Below are 13,026 nucleotides of genomic sequence, written 5' to 3'. Positions count from 1 at the left end.
TCCCGGCGACCCGCGCGGTGCCGGCGAGATGCCGCCTCCTCCGCCGGGCCCGCCGCCCGCCGCGCCGCGCCGTCGTCGCCGCGCCGAGCCGGGCGAGGTGCCTCCGGCACCCCCGCGCCGCCGCCCGCGCGCGGACACCGGCGACCTGCCGCTGCCCGGCGACCCCGGTCCCTCACGTCCGGTCCGCCGCCCTGCCGGCCCGCCGGACGGCTCGATGCCGCCAGACCCGCGCTTCAGCGGTCCGGCCGACGGCTCCATGCCGCCGGACCCGCGCTTTGCCGGTCCGGTTGATGGTTCGATGCCTCAGGACCCCCGTTTCGGTGGCCCCGCCGATGGTTCGATGCCGCCGGATCCGCGTTTCAACGGTCCCGTCGATGGCTCCATGCCGCCGGACCCCCGGTTCGCCGGTTCGCCCGACGGCTCCATGCCTCGCGACCCGCGTTTCAACGGTCCGGTCGACGGTTCGATGCCGCCGGATCCGCGTTTCAACACTCCTGCCGACGGCTCGATGCCGCCGGACCCGCGTTTCAACGGTCCGGTCGACGGTTCGATGCCGCCGGACCCCCGGTTCGCCGGCCCGGTCGACGGTTCGATGCCGCCCGACCCGCGTTTCAACGGTCCCGCCGACGGTTCGATGCCGCCCGACCCGCGGCTCGGCCGGCCGGGCCCGGCGCCGCGGCGCCGGCCGCAGCCGGTCGAGCACCCGACCGACGTGATCCCGACCGTGCCGGACTCGGCGCCGCAGGAGCGTGAGCAGCTCGACGACCTGTTCGGCGACGACGACTACGAAGACGAGTACCGCGAAGACGGCGAGTACGACCAGGCGTACGACGACGAGGAGTACGGCGAGTACGAAGACGCCGACTACGAAGACGAGGAATACACCGAAGAAGCCACACCCGCCAAGAAAAAGAAGAAGCGCAAGCGCAGCAAACGTGCGCTGGGCTGGGTCGCGGCGCTGCTGGTCCTCGTGGTCTTTGCCGGTGGTGCGTACTACGGATACCTGAAGATCTTCGGCTACAACGACTACGACGGCACCGGCGAAGGCAGCGCGCTCATCCAGGTCGAGGACGGCGACACGACGTCGGCGATCGGCGGCAAGCTGGTGGACGCGGGCGTCGTCGCGAGCACCACGGCGTTCGTGAAGGCCGGCGCGCAGAACACCGCGCTGAGCCGGATCCAGCAGGGCTACTACCTGCTCAAGCAGCACATGTCCGGCGAGAGCGCGGTGTCGATGATCACCTCGCCGGCCGCCCACGTCGGCCGGCTGGAGATCCGCCCGTACATGCAGCTCGACGACGTGAAACAGCCCAACAACTCCGTCGCGCCGGGCGTCTACTCGCTGATCTCCAAGGCCTCGTGCGCCGAGCTCGACGGCAAGAGCACCTGCGTCTCCACCGACGCGCTGCGCAAGACCGTCGCCGACGCCGACCTCAAGACGCTCGGCGTGCCCGACTGGGCGGTCGGCCCCGCGCAGAAGGCCCTGAGCAAGGACAAGCGCATCGAAGGCCTGATCGCCCCGGGGCTCTACGACGTCAAACCGGGCTGGACCGCGTCGGAGCTGATCACGAACCTCGTGAAACAGTCGGCCTCGGCGATCCAGGCCGCCGGCCTCACTTCGCAGAGCGCCGGGCCGAAGCAGACGCCGTACGAGACGCTGATCATCGCGTCGCTCATCGAGCGTGAAGCGATCACCCCCGATTTCCCCAAGATCTCGCGGGTCATCTACAACCGGCTCGACCAGAAGATCAGACTCGGCTTCGACTCGACCGTGAACTACGTGGTCGACAAACCGACCCTGCTCACGAACAAGGCGGATCGAGAAGCACCGGGGCCGTACAACACGTACCTGAACTACGGCCTCCCGCCGACCCCGATCGGGGTGCCCAGCACCGCCGCCCTCAAGGCGGCGCTCAACCCGCCGGACGGCGACGAGCTGTACTTCGTGAAGTGCGAGAAGGACGGGCACTCCTGCTTCGCCTCGAATCTGGTCGACCACAACAAGAACCGTGACCTGGCGCAGTCCCGTGGCGTCTTCTGACGGGCCCCGCAAGGCCGCGGTGCTCGGCAAGCCGATCGAGCACTCGCTTTCGCCGGTGCTGCACCGCGCGGCGTTCGATGCGCTCGGGCTCACGGACTGGACGTACGAGCGCGTGGAGACCGGGGCCGACGAGCTGCCCGGCTTCGTCGACGGGCTCGGCCCCGAGTGGGTCGGCCTGTCGGTGACGATGCCGGGCAAACGCCGGGCGCTCGACCACGCGGCCGAGGTCACGCCGCGCGCGGCGGCCGTCGGTGCGGCGAACACGCTGGTGCGCGTCGAAGGCGGCTGGCTCGCCGACTGCACCGACGTCGACGGCGTCACGGGCGCGTTGCGGGCCGCCGGTGGGTACACCGCTTCGCCGGGTGACCGGGCCGTGGTGCTCGGCGCCGGCGGGACGGCGGCGGCCGCGGTGGTCGGGCTCGCCGCAATGGGCGTGGCGGCCGCGAGTCTCGTGGTGCGCGAGCCGGCGCGGGCGGGGGAGACGCTCGACGCGGCCAAGAGCGCGAGCCTCGAGGTAGACGTGCTCCGGTGGTCCGAAGTGGACTTCCCGGCCCTGGCGGCGCGCACGGCCGTGCTGGTGAACACCGTGCCGCCGGAGGCTGTGCTGGCTCACGTTCCCGCGCTCGCGGGCGTGCCCAGCGTGCTGGACGTGATCTACCACCCGTGGCCGACGCCGCTGGCCGAAGCCGTTGCCGCCCGGGGCGGCCGGTTGGCGACGGGGCTGGACATGTTGCTGCACCAGGCATTCGGCCAGGCGGAGCACTTCACGGGCCGGCCGGCGCCGCGGGAGGAAATGCGCTCCGCGCTGCGAGCGGCGACGGGGGACATCCTGCCGCTGCCGATTTCCTGAGGCAGGCCTCGCGCCGCGCTGTTATTCTGGCCGACTGCCCGTTTGCCGAGTCCAGGGGGACGCATGTCGGAAACCAGCCAGCAGCCGCGCAGCGACGAGGAGATCCGGGACTCCTGGGTCGACGAGCCGCCGCGCCTCGACACCACGGTGACGCTCGCCGAGTACGACTCGCGGTGGCCGGTGTTGTTCGAACGCGAAGCTGAGCGGATTCGCACAGCGCTGGGGGAGAAGGTGGTGCTCCTCGAGCACGTCGGGTCCACTTCGGTTCCCGGTCTCGCCGCCAAGCCGATCATCGACATCCTGCTGGAGGTCCCGGACTCCGACGACGAGGACGCCTACGTGCCGGCCCTCGAAGCCGCGGGCTACCGGCTCGTGATCCGGGAGCCGGACTGGGAGAAGCACCGGTGCTTCTCCGGGACAGACCCGAGGGTCAACCTCCACGTCCACTCGCCGGGTAACGGCCAGACCGAGCGGTATCTCCTCTTCCGTGATCGAATGCGAACACATCCTGAGGAACTCGCAACATATCTTGCGAAGAAGCGCGCACTGGCTGCGAAAACCTGGACATACATCCAGCACTACGCGGACGCCAAGAGCGAGGTCATCGACGAGATCGTCGGCCGTGCCCGCGCCGCGCGGCTCGAAGCCGCGCAGTACGACGCGTTCAGCCAGGCGTATGCCGAGCACGCGGCGAAGAGCGTCACGAACGCGCTCTACGACCGGCCGGCGATCGTGGAGCTGGCCGGTGAGGTGGCGGGCAAGCGCGTGCTCGACGTCGGGTGCGCGGCCGGTCACCTGAGCGCGTTGCTCGCCGGTCGCGGTGCGGAGGTGCTGGGCGTCGACGTGAGTGAAGGCCTGATCGCCCTGGCGCGCAAGGAGTTCGGTCACCTGGCGAAGTTCGAGGTCGCCGACGTCGCGAGGCCGCTGTCCCTTGAGGACGGTTCGATCGACGTCGTCACCGCGTCCCTGGTCCTCCACTACCTGGAAGATTTCGGACCGACGTTGTCCGAATTCCACCGCGTCTTGCGCCCGGGCGGACAGCTCGTGTTCTCCGTGCACCACCCGGGTGAGGACTGGCACTGGTTCGACCGCGAGAACTACTTCGAGACCGAGCTGCTCGACGACGAGTTCCTGCTCGGTTCTTACCGTCAGGCGGTGCAGTTCTACCGTCGGCCGCTGAGCCGGACGTTCGACGCGGTGCGCGACGCCGGGTTCACCGTCGACCGGCTGGTGGAGCCGATGCCCGTGGCCGAGGCCGACGAGGCCGACCCGCGGATCGCCAAGGGGCTGCGGACGAAGCCGCGGTTCCTGTACTTCCGTTGTGTGGCAGGAGAAGCATGATCGTGGCGTGCCGTGCGGTGCTGTTCGACGTCGACGGGGTGCTGGTGGACTCCACGGCGTCGGGCGAACGGTCGTGGACGCGGTGGGCGCACGAGCACGGGCTGGACCCGGCCGTTGTGCTCGACGGTGTGCACGGCCGCCGGTCCACGGAGACGGTGCGGATGCACCTGCCCGAGGACCAAGCCGAGGAAGGTCTGCGCCGGATCGACGAGCTGGAGATCGGCGACGCGGGCACCACCGTCGCCATCCCCGGCGCGGCCGAGCTGCTCGCGAGCCTGGCCGGCAACTGGGCCGTGGTCACGTCGGCGTCGCGGCCGTTGCTCGAAGCCCGGCTCGCCGCCGCGGGGCTGCCGCTCGCGCCTGTGGTCGTGACCGCCGCGGACGTGTCGCGGGGCAAACCGGACCCTGAGGGCTATCTGCTCGGGGCGCGGCGGGTCGGTGTGCCGATCGGGGAGTGCGCGATCTTCGAGGACAGCGACAACGGCCTGGCCGCTGCGGTGGCGGCCGGTCCTGCCGCCGTGGTGGGTGTGGGCCGTGGGGCGCTGGATTCGTCTGCCGCGCCCGTGGTCCAGGACCTGTCCGGGATTCGCTGGACCGGCGCCGGCTTGCGGGTGGACGCGGTTCTGCGCGCGTGAGCGGACTACGGTGGGGCGCATGAAGATCGCGATCCTCGACGACTACCAGAACGTCGCGCTCACCTATGCCGACTGGGACTCCCTCGGTGCCGACATCGAGGTCTTCACGGAGGCCTTCACCGGTCCCGATGACGTCGTCCGGAAGCTGGCGGGTTTCGACGTCGCGGTGGCGATGCGTGAGCGCACGCGGTTTCCGGCGGAGGTTTTGGACCGGTTGCCGGATTTGCGGCTGTTGGTGAGTACCGGGCGGCGTAACGCGGCGATCGATGTCGCGGCGGCGAAGCGCAACGGGGTTGTGGTTTCGGCGACGGGGTACCTCGGGCCGCCGACGTTGGAGCACACGTGGGCCTTGATCCTTGCTGCGGCCCGGAATCTGCCGGCCGACGTGCAGTCGATGCGGGACGGCGGATGGCAGGTCGGGGTCGGAACCGTGCTGAGCGGCAAGACGCTGGGACTGCTCGGATTGGGGCGGCTCGGGAGTGCGTCAGCGCGGATCGGGCAGGCGTTCGGGATGGAGACGATCGCGTGGAGCCCGAACCTGACGCCCGAGAAGGCCGCGGAGCACGGGGTGACGGCCGTCGGCAAGGAAGAGCTGTTCGAGCGCAGTGATGTGTTGTCGGTGCACGTGGTGCTGTCCGACCGCAGCCGCGGCCTGGTCGGGGCGGCGGAGTTTGCTCGGATGAAGCCCAGTGCGTTGTTGGTCAACACGTCTCGGGGGCCCATCGTCGACGAGGCTGCGCTCCTGGATGCCTTGAGCTCACAGCGAATCGCGGGAGCCGCGCTCGACGTTTACGACATCGAGCCGTTGCCGGCTGATCATCCGATTCGCGGTCTGGACAATGTGGTTTTGACGCCGCATGTCGGGTATGTGAGCCGGGAGACGTACGAGATCTTTTATCGGGATGCGGTGGAGGGTATCGCGGCTTTTCGGGATGGGAAGCCGATTCGGGTGATGGAGTGACACACGGCGCGCCGGGTGCTCAGCCCTTCAGTTCGACCAGTACCGCGTCCGTGAACGGGGGCCAGGCGTCGGCGGCCCAGGGGCCGAAGGAGCGGTCCGAGAGGGCGACGCAGGCGTGGCCGGAGTCGGGGTCGACCCAGAGGAAGGTGCCGGACTGGCCGAAGTGGCCGAAGGTGCGTGGGGAGCTCGCGGAGCCGGTCCAGTGGGGGGACTTGTGGTCGCGCAGTTCGAAGCCGAGGCCCCAGTCATTGGGTTTCTGGTAGCCGAAGCCCGGGAGGACGCCGTTCAGTCCGGGGAAGGCGACGTCGGTGGCGGCGGCGAGGGTGGCGGGCGCGAGGAGTTTCGGGGACTGGAGTTCGGCGGCGAACACGAGCAAATCGTCCACAGTGGACGCGGCGCCGGAGGCGGGGGAGCCGTCCAGGACGGTGGCGGTCATGCCCAGCGGGTCGAGCAGGGCTTCGCGCTGGTAGTCGGCGAAGGGGATGCCCGAGTGTTCGGTGAGGGTCTCTGCCAGGACCTCGAAGCCGGCGTTGGAGTACAGGCGGCGGGTGCCGGGCGGGGCCATCTCCTTGTGCGCGTCGAAGGCCAGGCCGGAGGTGTGGGCGAGCAGGTGGCGCACGGTCGAGCCCTCGGGGCCGGCGGGGGTGTCCAGCTCGACCACGCCCTCCTCGAGCGCGATGTGCGCCGTGTACGCGGTGAGCAGCTTGGTCACCGACGCCAGGCGGAACACGCGGGCGGAATCGCCGTGGCGGTCGCGCACCTCGCCACCGGCGGAAACCACCCCGGCCGCGGCGTTGTCCACCGGCCACTCGTCGATCAGGCGCAGGCTGTCCATACCCGCCAGCTTAACCGTGCTGCTTGGTGCCGATCCGACCGCAGTCACGGCGGAAACCGTTCACTCGCGCGGTGACCGCCGGTCAGGGTGTCCGGATCGGCAAGCGGCCGGGAAACGTGCGAAGGGGCCACCCTGCACCGGAATTCCCGGTGCAGGGTGGCCCCTCCGACTGCCCCTGGAGCGGTACCTAATGAGCGTCGAGATCCGTGGCGACGAGCTCCGCCACCGCGTCGATCGCGGCGTCGGCGCCCTCGCCCTCGGCGCTGATGACGACCTCGTCGCCGAACGCGGCGGCGAGCGTCATCAGGTTGAGCACGCTGCCGGCGGCCACCGGGTCGCCGCCGGCCTTGGCGATGGTCACCGCGACGGGTTGCGCCGCGGCCGCCTTGGCGACCAGCGCGGCCGGCCTGGCGTGCAGGCCCACCTTGCTGGCCACGGTGACTCGTTTCTCCGGCATGATCGTCCTCTCTCGGTTTCCTTGTGGTCGAGCTTACTTAGCGGCCGTGCGGTCGAGGTCGGCCTCGATCGTGTCGTCCTCGCGGCCCGGGGTGCGCATGTTCCACTTCGTGATCACGAAGCGGAACACCACGTAGTAGATGACGGCGAAGACCAGGCCGATCGGGATCAGCAGCCACGCCTTGTGCGCGGTGTCCAGCGACGAGTTCAGGGCGAAGTCGATCGCGCCGCCCGAGAACGAGAAGCCGAGGTGGATGCCCAGCGCGTTGCAGACGGCCAGCGAGACACCGGTCATGATCGCGTGGAAGATGTACAGCGGCCACGCGACGAACATGAACGCGAACTCGATCGGCTCCGTGACACCCGTGATGAACGAGGTCAGCGCCGCCGAGATCATGATCGAGCCCACGATCTTCTTCTGGCCCGGCTTCGCGGTCTGCCAGATCGCCAGCGCCGCGGCGGGCAGGGCGAACATGAAGATCGGGAAGAAGCCGGTCATGAACGAGCCGGAACCCTGCACGTGGGTGAAGAAGTTGTTGAGGTCACCCCCGCCGAAGATGAACCACACCGGCACGTTGAGCAGCTGGTGCAGGCCGATCGGGATGAGCAGGCGGTTGAGCACGCCGTAGATGCCGCCACCGATCACCGGCGAGCCCACGACGGCCTGGCCGATGGCGTTGATGCCGTGGTCGACGTACTTGAAGACCAGGCCGAAGATCACGCCGAGGATGATCATCGAGAACGCGGTGATGATCGGCACGAACCGGCGGCCGCCGAAGAAGGCGAGCCAGCTCGGCAGCTTGATCCGGTAGTAGCGCTGCCACAGCAGGGCGGCGACGATACCGCTGATCACACCGGTCAGCACGCTGTAGGGCCAGTGGATCGGCGCCCCGTCCCAGCCGGGCTTGTAGCCCTCCTGGCTGCTGATCGGCGCGATGGCCTGGATGACCTTGTTGAACACGACCCAGCCGACGACCGCGGCCACGGCCGTCGAACCGTCGCCCTTGCGCGCGAAACCGACCGCGATACCGATGGCGAACAGCAGGGGCAGCCAGTCGAACAGGCCACCGCCCGCGGCGCCGATCACGGCCGCGACCTTGTCCCAGCCGAGGCCGGTCTTGCCGAAAACGTCGTCCTGGCCAAGCCGGTTGAGAAGACCGGCAGCGGGCAAGACGGCGATGGGGAGCATCAGGCTGCGACCGAAGCGCTGCAGCCCCGCGAGCCCGCCGCCGCTCTTCTTGCCCTTCGCCCCCTCTGTGGTGGTGGCGCTCATCGTCGGGTACCTCCGTAGTGGGGTTGGTGGCCGGAATCCGGGGTGTTCCGGTCCAACTGCATGGTCACCTGGTAGTGATCTCCCCGGTACCAGGACGTCATGTCCTCCACCGGCTCTCCGCCTGCGCTGGAGACCCGGCGGAAGACGAGGAGCGGAGTGCCGGTGCGCATGCCGAGCAGGCGCGCCGTCTCGCGATCCGCGGACTCGGCCCACACCGTCTGGTACGCCTGGTCCGGCCGCAGGTCGTAGGCCTCGGCCAGCTGGGCGTACAGGGAACGGGTGAGGTCGAGGTCGAGCAGTCCGGGCGTGCGGCCCGCGTGGTACCAGCCGCGTTCCACGGCCAGCGGCACGCCGTCCGCTCGCCGCAGCCGCACCAGCCGGTGAGCCGCCACGCCCTCGGCGAGGCCGAGTGCGTGCGCCGAGGTCACCGGCGGGACCTCGAGCGACGTGGACACCACCTCCGTGGTGGGGGTGAGCCCGCGCCGGCGCATGTCGTCGGTGAAGGACATCAGGTAGAGCTGCAACTCCATGCGGCGCGCGGCGGTGAACGTGCCCTTGCCGCGCACCCGGGCCAGCAGGCCCTCTTCGACGAGCTTGCCGATCGCCGAGCGGACCGTGAGGCGCGAGACACCGTAGCGCTGGGCGAGCTCCCGCTCCGACGGGATCGGCGAACCGGGCGGGAGCTCGCGCTCCACGGACCGGCGCAGGATCTCGCGCAGCTGGGCGTGCTTGGGCGTGGGCCCGTTGATCACCCGGTCCACCCGGTCGACGCCGTCGGGCGGCGGGACGTGCGCGGCAGCGCTCATCGGTGTCACCCTCCTTCTGTCGTCGCACCGGGCGACCGGTGCTCGCGTCTTCGCCGGAAGATTGGTACGTTCCGGTCTAGACCAATAATTCCGATGGGGCAGGATGCTCCGCCTCGCGAGCGGGTGTCAACCACCGTTATGCGTTCGTGGCCTGCGGCGACGTGCATGCCGACGAACGGCGTAGTAGTGGTGGAGCGCACTGGCTCACGTGGGGAACCAACGGGAAACGAGGAGGCCGCGATGGCGGATGACAGGCCTGAAAAGATTCTCGCGGCGCTCGGCGGCGTGGACAACGTCGTCGAGATCGAAGGCTGCATCACGCGCCTTCGCTGCGAGCTGGAGGACACCAGCCTCGTCGACGAGGCGGCGCTCAAGGCCGCCGGCGCGATGGGCGTGGTGAAGATGGGCTCCGCGGTGCAGGTGATCGTCGGCCCCGAGGCGGACACGATCGCCAGTGACATCGAGGACCTGATGTGAGCCTCGAGATCCTGAGCCCCGTCGCGGGCGAGGTCGTCGCGATCACCGAGGTGCCCGACCCGGTGTTCGCCGAGGCGATGGTCGGCCCCGGCATCGCCGTGAAGCCGAGCGGCGGGCGCTCCGACGCCGTCGCGCCGGTCGACGGCACCGTCGTGACCCTGCACCCGCACGCCTTCGTGGTGGCGACCGAGGACGGGCGCGCCGTGCTCGTGCACCTCGGCATCGACACGGTGAAGGAGAAGGGCGAGGGCTTCACCCTCCACGTGGTCAAGGGCGAGTCGGTGCGCGCCGGCCAGCCGGTGATCGGCTGGGACCCCGAGGCCGTGGCGGCCGCCGGCTACTCGCCGATCGTGCCCGTGGTCGGGCTCGACGCCCAGGCCGACGTGCTCACGGGCCTCGAGCCCGGGCGCACGGTCGCGGCGGGCGACCCGCTGTTCGGCTGGAACGGCTGAGCTTTTCCGGGCTTTCGACGCCGAAGGGCCCCTTGTGGACGGTGATCGTCCACAAGGGGCCCTTCGCGTGCGTTGGGCGGTTTACGTCGTCAGGCGGTGACGACCTCTCCGTTGTCGACCTTCACGTTGATCTTCGGCAGCGGCTTCTCGGCCGGCCCGTTCTTCACCGCGCCCGTGAGCGAGTCGTACACCGAACCGTGGCAGGGGCAGTGGATCTCGGCGCCCTGCGGCGGGTTCACGGTGCAGCCCTGGTGGGTGCAGATGGCGCTGAAGCAGTTCACGGTTCCGGCGGTGGGCTGGGCCACGATCACGTCCTGGCCGTCGGGGGTCTTGGCGGACTTCGCCTGGCCGACGGGCACGTCGGCCAGCGCGATCACCTTCCCGCCGGGCTTGGGGGCGTCGCCGCCCGAGGAGCCCGAGTCCGAGCCGGCGCCACAGGCCGCGAGGGCGACGGTGCCCGCGGCGACGCCGGCGACGGTGGCCCCGGTGGTGAGGACGGAGCGGCGGGAAAACAGTTCGGCAGTCATGCCCCTACTAACGAGATGATCGTCCGTGTGGTTCACCCGTTCACCGCAAAGCGTTGCCCGGTGAACCGGATCGCCTGTGTTTCCGTGTAGTGGGGGAGAGGGATTCGGACGGGTGAAGGAGAACATCATGCTGGCCAACTGGATGCGAGGGTTGGGCGCGATCGGGCTGGTCGGGTCCGCCGCGGTCCACTTCTACCTGTACTTCGGCAGCGGCTACTCGGACATCGCCGTGGTCGGTCCGCTGTTCCTGGTGAACGGGATCGCCGGGATCGTGATCGCCGTCGCACTGCTGTTCTGGCACCACTGGGTGCCGCCGTTCTTCACGTTCGGCTTCGGCGGCGTGACGTTGCTCGCGTACCTGCTGTCGGTGACCGTGGGGCTGTACGGCGTGCACGACCAGTTCAACAGCCAGTTCGAGTACTGGGGCGTGATCACCGAGGCGCTGTGCGTGATCTGCGGCCTGGTGCTGCTGGTGCAGGAGGTGCGCGCCCGGCAGTCTTCCGGCGGGCACGCGGTGCCGGCCGGACGCTGACCGGGGCTCGCCGTGGGGAGGAGCGACGTCGAGGACCAGCTGATGCGCGCGCTGCACGAGGAACACGCGGCCGCGCTCTGGTCCTACGCCCTGCACCTGACGGGCGGCAACCGGAACCACGCGGAGGACGTGGTGCAGGAGACGCTGCTCCGGGCGTGGCGCCACACCGACGTGCTGGACCAGTCACAGGGCTCGGCCCGCGCGTGGCTGTTCACGGTCGCCCGCCGCATCGCCATCGACGGGTGGCGGTCGGCGACCTCGCGCTCGGAGGTCGTCACCGACGCTCCCCCCGAGCGAGCGGTGGCCGACGGCACCGAGCGCGCCGTGCAGGGCTGGCTGGTGGCCGAGGCGCTGGGCGAGCTCTCGGCCCGCCACCGCGAGGTGCTCGAACTGTGCTACTTCCAGGGGTACTCGGTGGCCGACGCCGCCCACCGCCTGGGCATCGCCGAGGGGACCGTGAAGTCCCGCACGCACTACGCACTACGGGCGCTTCGCCTGGCTTTGGAAGAGCGGGGGGTGACGCAATGACCGCCGACGAGTTCGCGACCTACGACGCCGCGTACGTCCTCGGAGCCCTGTCACCGGAAGACCGGCAGGCATTCGAACAGCACCTGCAGGAGTGCGACCGCTGCGCCGCCGCGGTCCGCGAACTGGCCGGGCTGCCGGGTTTGCTCGCCCAGACCAGGGGTGGTTCACCGGGGGGAGCCCTCGGGCCCGGCAACGGTGAGGGGGACGGTGCGGAGCCACCGCGGGATCCGGGGCCGGTGCCCGATCTGGTGATCGTGGCGGGTGCGGATCTGCCGGATTTGCCGGCGAGGGATGTGCCTGGGTTGGGGCCGGATGTGGCGGGCTCGCCGAAGCCAGGGCCGGACTTGCCGGCGGGTTCGCCGGTGCCGGGTTCGCCGGTGCCGGGTTCGTGGTCGGTGCCTGGGGCGGATTTGCCGGTGTCAGGTTCGCAGTCGCCAGATGCGGCAGGCTCGCGCTCGGTGCCTGGCTCGGATTTGCCGGTCGCGGATCCGGCAGGCTCGCAGTTGCTGCCTGACCGGTTGGCGATGCCGGCTGCGCCGGGGCCGGATGTACCGGGTTTGCCGGTGCCGGGAACAGGGCTGGGCGCGCCGCCGGGTTCGGAGCCCAGGCCGGGTTCCGATGTGCCGGCGAGGAATGTGCCGTGGCCGGATGTGCCAGGTTCGCAGAGGCCGGCCGCGGATCCGGCAGGCTCGCGCTCGGTGCCGGACCTGTCGGCTGTACCGCCGCTGTTGGGCTCGGACTCGGTTCCGGGACTCGACCCGTCAGCGGCGCCGCCGATGCCGGGCTCTCAGGCGATGCCGGACTTGCTGCCGGTGCTGATGCGGAAGGTCCGCCGCCGTCGGCGGATCCGGAACGGGGTGACCGGGGGCGTGGCCGCGCTGGCCGTCGCGGCCGGGGTGGCTCTGGCGGTGTCGCTTTCGCTGCCGGACGTGTCGCCGCCGCCCGCTGCGCCCGCTGTCGCGGCGCCCGTGTCGCCGCCCGAGCTTGCCATGTCGGCCCTCGGCGAATACCCGATCCAGGCCGCGGCCCGCATCGACCCCCAGTCGTGGGGCACCGAGGTCGAAATGTCCTGCAGCTACCGCGGCGGCAGGGGCGGGGACTACTCCCTCGTCGCCCTCGGCCGCGACGGCACCGAGACCCAGCTCGCCACCTGGAAGGCCCTGCCGGAGAAGACGGCCAAGGTCGTGGTGGGCACACCGATGAAGTCCCAGGAGATCGCCTCGCTGGAAATCCGGAGCGTGCGAACGGGGAAACCCTTGATGCGCCTGGTTTATCCATGACGCACTGACTCGCGAACCGGCTTCGGCCCGCC

At 70.3% G+C, this 13,026-nt stretch carries 15 protein-coding genes; 10 read left to right on the top strand and 5 right to left on the bottom strand.

What is annotated here, in order from left to right; all coding sequences use genetic code 11:
- Nucleotides 1-382 precede the first annotated feature (382 nt).
- From mltG to ACFY1H_RS46575, 5 genes are all read left to right on the top strand, one after another.
- A complete protein-coding gene (gene mltG / locus ACFY1H_RS46595) occupies nucleotides 383-2,041 on the top strand; it encodes an endolytic transglycosylase MltG (protein ID WP_386956378.1) in 1,659 nt (552 codons plus the stop codon).
- Entirely contained in the window at nucleotides 2,010-2,891 is an 882-nt protein-coding gene (locus ACFY1H_RS46590) for a shikimate dehydrogenase (RefSeq protein ID WP_386956377.1), read from the top strand. The genes mltG and ACFY1H_RS46590 overlap by 32 nt, the downstream gene beginning before the upstream one ends.
- 63 nt (nucleotides 2,892-2,954) lie before the next feature.
- Complete coding sequence (locus ACFY1H_RS46585; protein ID WP_386956376.1) at nucleotides 2,955-4,232, top strand: GrpB family protein; 1,278 nt, start codon at nucleotides 2,955-2,957, stop codon at nucleotides 4,230-4,232.
- The gene (locus ACFY1H_RS46580; protein ID WP_386956375.1) at nucleotides 4,229-4,867 is read left to right on the top strand and encodes an HAD-IA family hydrolase; all 639 of its coding nucleotides are present in this window, start codon (nucleotides 4,229-4,231) and stop codon (nucleotides 4,865-4,867) included. Before ACFY1H_RS46585 ends, ACFY1H_RS46580 begins: the two co-directional genes overlap by 4 nt.
- 19 nt (nucleotides 4,868-4,886) lie before the next feature.
- Nucleotides 4,887-5,828: a D-2-hydroxyacid dehydrogenase family protein gene (locus tag ACFY1H_RS46575; RefSeq protein WP_386956374.1), complete on the top strand. Its 942-nt coding sequence runs from the start codon at nucleotides 4,887-4,889 to the stop codon at nucleotides 5,826-5,828.
- 19 nt (nucleotides 5,829-5,847) lie between these two features.
- On the opposite strand, the gene ACFY1H_RS46570 is transcribed toward ACFY1H_RS46575, so the two are convergent.
- From ACFY1H_RS46570 to ACFY1H_RS46555, 4 genes are all read right to left on the bottom strand, one after another.
- A complete protein-coding gene (locus tag ACFY1H_RS46570) occupies nucleotides 5,848-6,663 on the bottom strand; it encodes a serine hydrolase domain-containing protein (RefSeq protein WP_386956373.1) in 816 nt (271 codons plus the stop codon).
- A gap of 187 nt (nucleotides 6,664-6,850) precedes the next feature.
- The gene (locus tag ACFY1H_RS46565) at nucleotides 6,851-7,120 is read right to left on the bottom strand and encodes an HPr family phosphocarrier protein (RefSeq protein ID WP_386956372.1); all 270 of its coding nucleotides are present in this window, start codon (nucleotides 7,118-7,120) and stop codon (nucleotides 6,851-6,853) included.
- Between the two features lie 33 nt (nucleotides 7,121-7,153).
- Nucleotides 7,154-8,392: a PTS transporter subunit EIIC gene (locus ACFY1H_RS46560; protein WP_366583233.1), complete on the bottom strand. Its 1,239-nt coding sequence runs from the start codon at nucleotides 8,390-8,392 to the stop codon at nucleotides 7,154-7,156.
- A complete protein-coding gene (locus tag ACFY1H_RS46555; RefSeq protein WP_354882768.1) occupies nucleotides 8,389-9,198 on the bottom strand; it encodes a GntR family transcriptional regulator in 810 nt (269 codons plus the stop codon). The genes ACFY1H_RS46560 and ACFY1H_RS46555 overlap by 4 nt, the downstream gene beginning before the upstream one ends.
- 93 nt (nucleotides 9,199-9,291) lie before the next feature.
- Between ACFY1H_RS46555 and ACFY1H_RS46550 the strand changes: the two genes are divergently transcribed.
- The gene (locus tag ACFY1H_RS46550) at nucleotides 9,292-9,675 is read left to right on the top strand and encodes a glucose PTS transporter subunit EIIB (RefSeq protein WP_386956371.1); all 384 of its coding nucleotides are present in this window, start codon (nucleotides 9,292-9,294) and stop codon (nucleotides 9,673-9,675) included.
- The gene (locus tag ACFY1H_RS46545; RefSeq protein WP_366583234.1) at nucleotides 9,672-10,127 is read left to right on the top strand and encodes a PTS glucose transporter subunit IIA; all 456 of its coding nucleotides are present in this window, start codon (nucleotides 9,672-9,674) and stop codon (nucleotides 10,125-10,127) included. The genes ACFY1H_RS46550 and ACFY1H_RS46545 overlap by 4 nt, the downstream gene beginning before the upstream one ends.
- Nucleotides 10,128-10,216: 89 nt before the next feature.
- Here ACFY1H_RS46545 and ACFY1H_RS46540 read toward each other — a convergent pair whose 3' ends face one another.
- On the bottom strand, nucleotides 10,217-10,654 hold the full coding sequence (locus tag ACFY1H_RS46540) for a Rieske (2Fe-2S) protein (protein ID WP_366583235.1): 438 nt from the start codon (nucleotides 10,652-10,654) through the stop codon (nucleotides 10,217-10,219).
- 127 nt (nucleotides 10,655-10,781) lie between these two features.
- On the opposite strand from ACFY1H_RS46540, the gene ACFY1H_RS46535 reads away from it, so the two are divergent.
- The 3 genes from ACFY1H_RS46535 to ACFY1H_RS46525 are packed head-to-tail and all read left to right on the top strand — an operon-like array spanning nucleotide 10,782 to nucleotide 12,994.
- On the top strand, nucleotides 10,782-11,186 hold the full coding sequence (locus tag ACFY1H_RS46535) for a hypothetical protein (RefSeq protein ID WP_364047981.1): 405 nt from the start codon (nucleotides 10,782-10,784) through the stop codon (nucleotides 11,184-11,186).
- Between the two features lie 42 nt (nucleotides 11,187-11,228).
- Nucleotides 11,229-11,714, top strand: coding sequence for a sigma-70 family RNA polymerase sigma factor (locus ACFY1H_RS46530; RefSeq protein WP_364047983.1), 486 nt, complete (start codon nucleotides 11,229-11,231; stop codon nucleotides 11,712-11,714).
- Nucleotides 11,711-12,994 (top strand): zf-HC2 domain-containing protein, encoded by a 1,284-nt coding sequence (locus ACFY1H_RS46525; protein ID WP_386956370.1) that lies wholly within the window; start codon nucleotides 11,711-11,713, stop codon nucleotides 12,992-12,994. Before ACFY1H_RS46530 ends, ACFY1H_RS46525 begins: the two co-directional genes overlap by 4 nt.
- Nucleotides 12,995-13,026: the final 32 nt, after the last annotated feature.

This window comes from Amycolatopsis sp. NPDC001319, assembly GCF_042896185.1.
Taxonomy (GTDB): Bacteria; Actinomycetota; Actinomycetes; order Mycobacteriales; family Pseudonocardiaceae; genus Amycolatopsis.
This window is presented reverse-complemented; position numbering and strand designations above follow the sequence as displayed.

Bases quoted from the DNA above. Each gene is read 5' to 3' on its own strand.
- mltG (WP_386956378.1), top strand. From the start codon at position 383: ATGCCGCCGGACCCCCGGTTCGCCGGTTCGCCCGACGGCTCCATGCCT.
- ACFY1H_RS46585 (WP_386956376.1), top strand. From the start codon at position 2,955: ATGTCGGAAACCAGCCAGCAGCCGCGCAGCGACGAGGAGATCCGGGAC.
- ACFY1H_RS46580 (WP_386956375.1), top strand. From the start codon at position 4,229: ATGATCGTGGCGTGCCGTGCGGTGCTGTTCGACGTCGACGGGGTGCTG.
- ACFY1H_RS46575 (WP_386956374.1), top strand. From the start codon at position 4,887: ATGAAGATCGCGATCCTCGACGACTACCAGAACGTCGCGCTCACCTAT.
- ACFY1H_RS46570 (WP_386956373.1), bottom strand. From the start codon at position 6,663: ATGGACAGCCTGCGCCTGATCGACGAGTGGCCGGTGGACAACGCCGCG.
- ACFY1H_RS46565 (WP_386956372.1), bottom strand. From the start codon at position 7,120: ATGCCGGAGAAACGAGTCACCGTGGCCAGCAAGGTGGGCCTGCACGCC.
- ACFY1H_RS46560 (WP_366583233.1), bottom strand. From the start codon at position 8,392: ATGAGCGCCACCACCACAGAGGGGGCGAAGGGCAAGAAGAGCGGCGGC.
- ACFY1H_RS46555 (WP_354882768.1), bottom strand. From the start codon at position 9,198: ATGAGCGCTGCCGCGCACGTCCCGCCGCCCGACGGCGTCGACCGGGTG.
- ACFY1H_RS46550 (WP_386956371.1), top strand. From the start codon at position 9,292: ATGGGGCAGGATGCTCCGCCTCGCGAGCGGGTGTCAACCACCGTTATG.
- ACFY1H_RS46540 (WP_366583235.1), bottom strand. From the start codon at position 10,654: ATGACTGCCGAACTGTTTTCCCGCCGCTCCGTCCTCACCACCGGGGCC.
- ACFY1H_RS46535 (WP_364047981.1), top strand. From the start codon at position 10,782: ATGCTGGCCAACTGGATGCGAGGGTTGGGCGCGATCGGGCTGGTCGGG.
- ACFY1H_RS46530 (WP_364047983.1), top strand. From the start codon at position 11,229: ATGCGCGCGCTGCACGAGGAACACGCGGCCGCGCTCTGGTCCTACGCC.
- ACFY1H_RS46525 (WP_386956370.1), top strand. From the start codon at position 11,711: ATGACCGCCGACGAGTTCGCGACCTACGACGCCGCGTACGTCCTCGGA.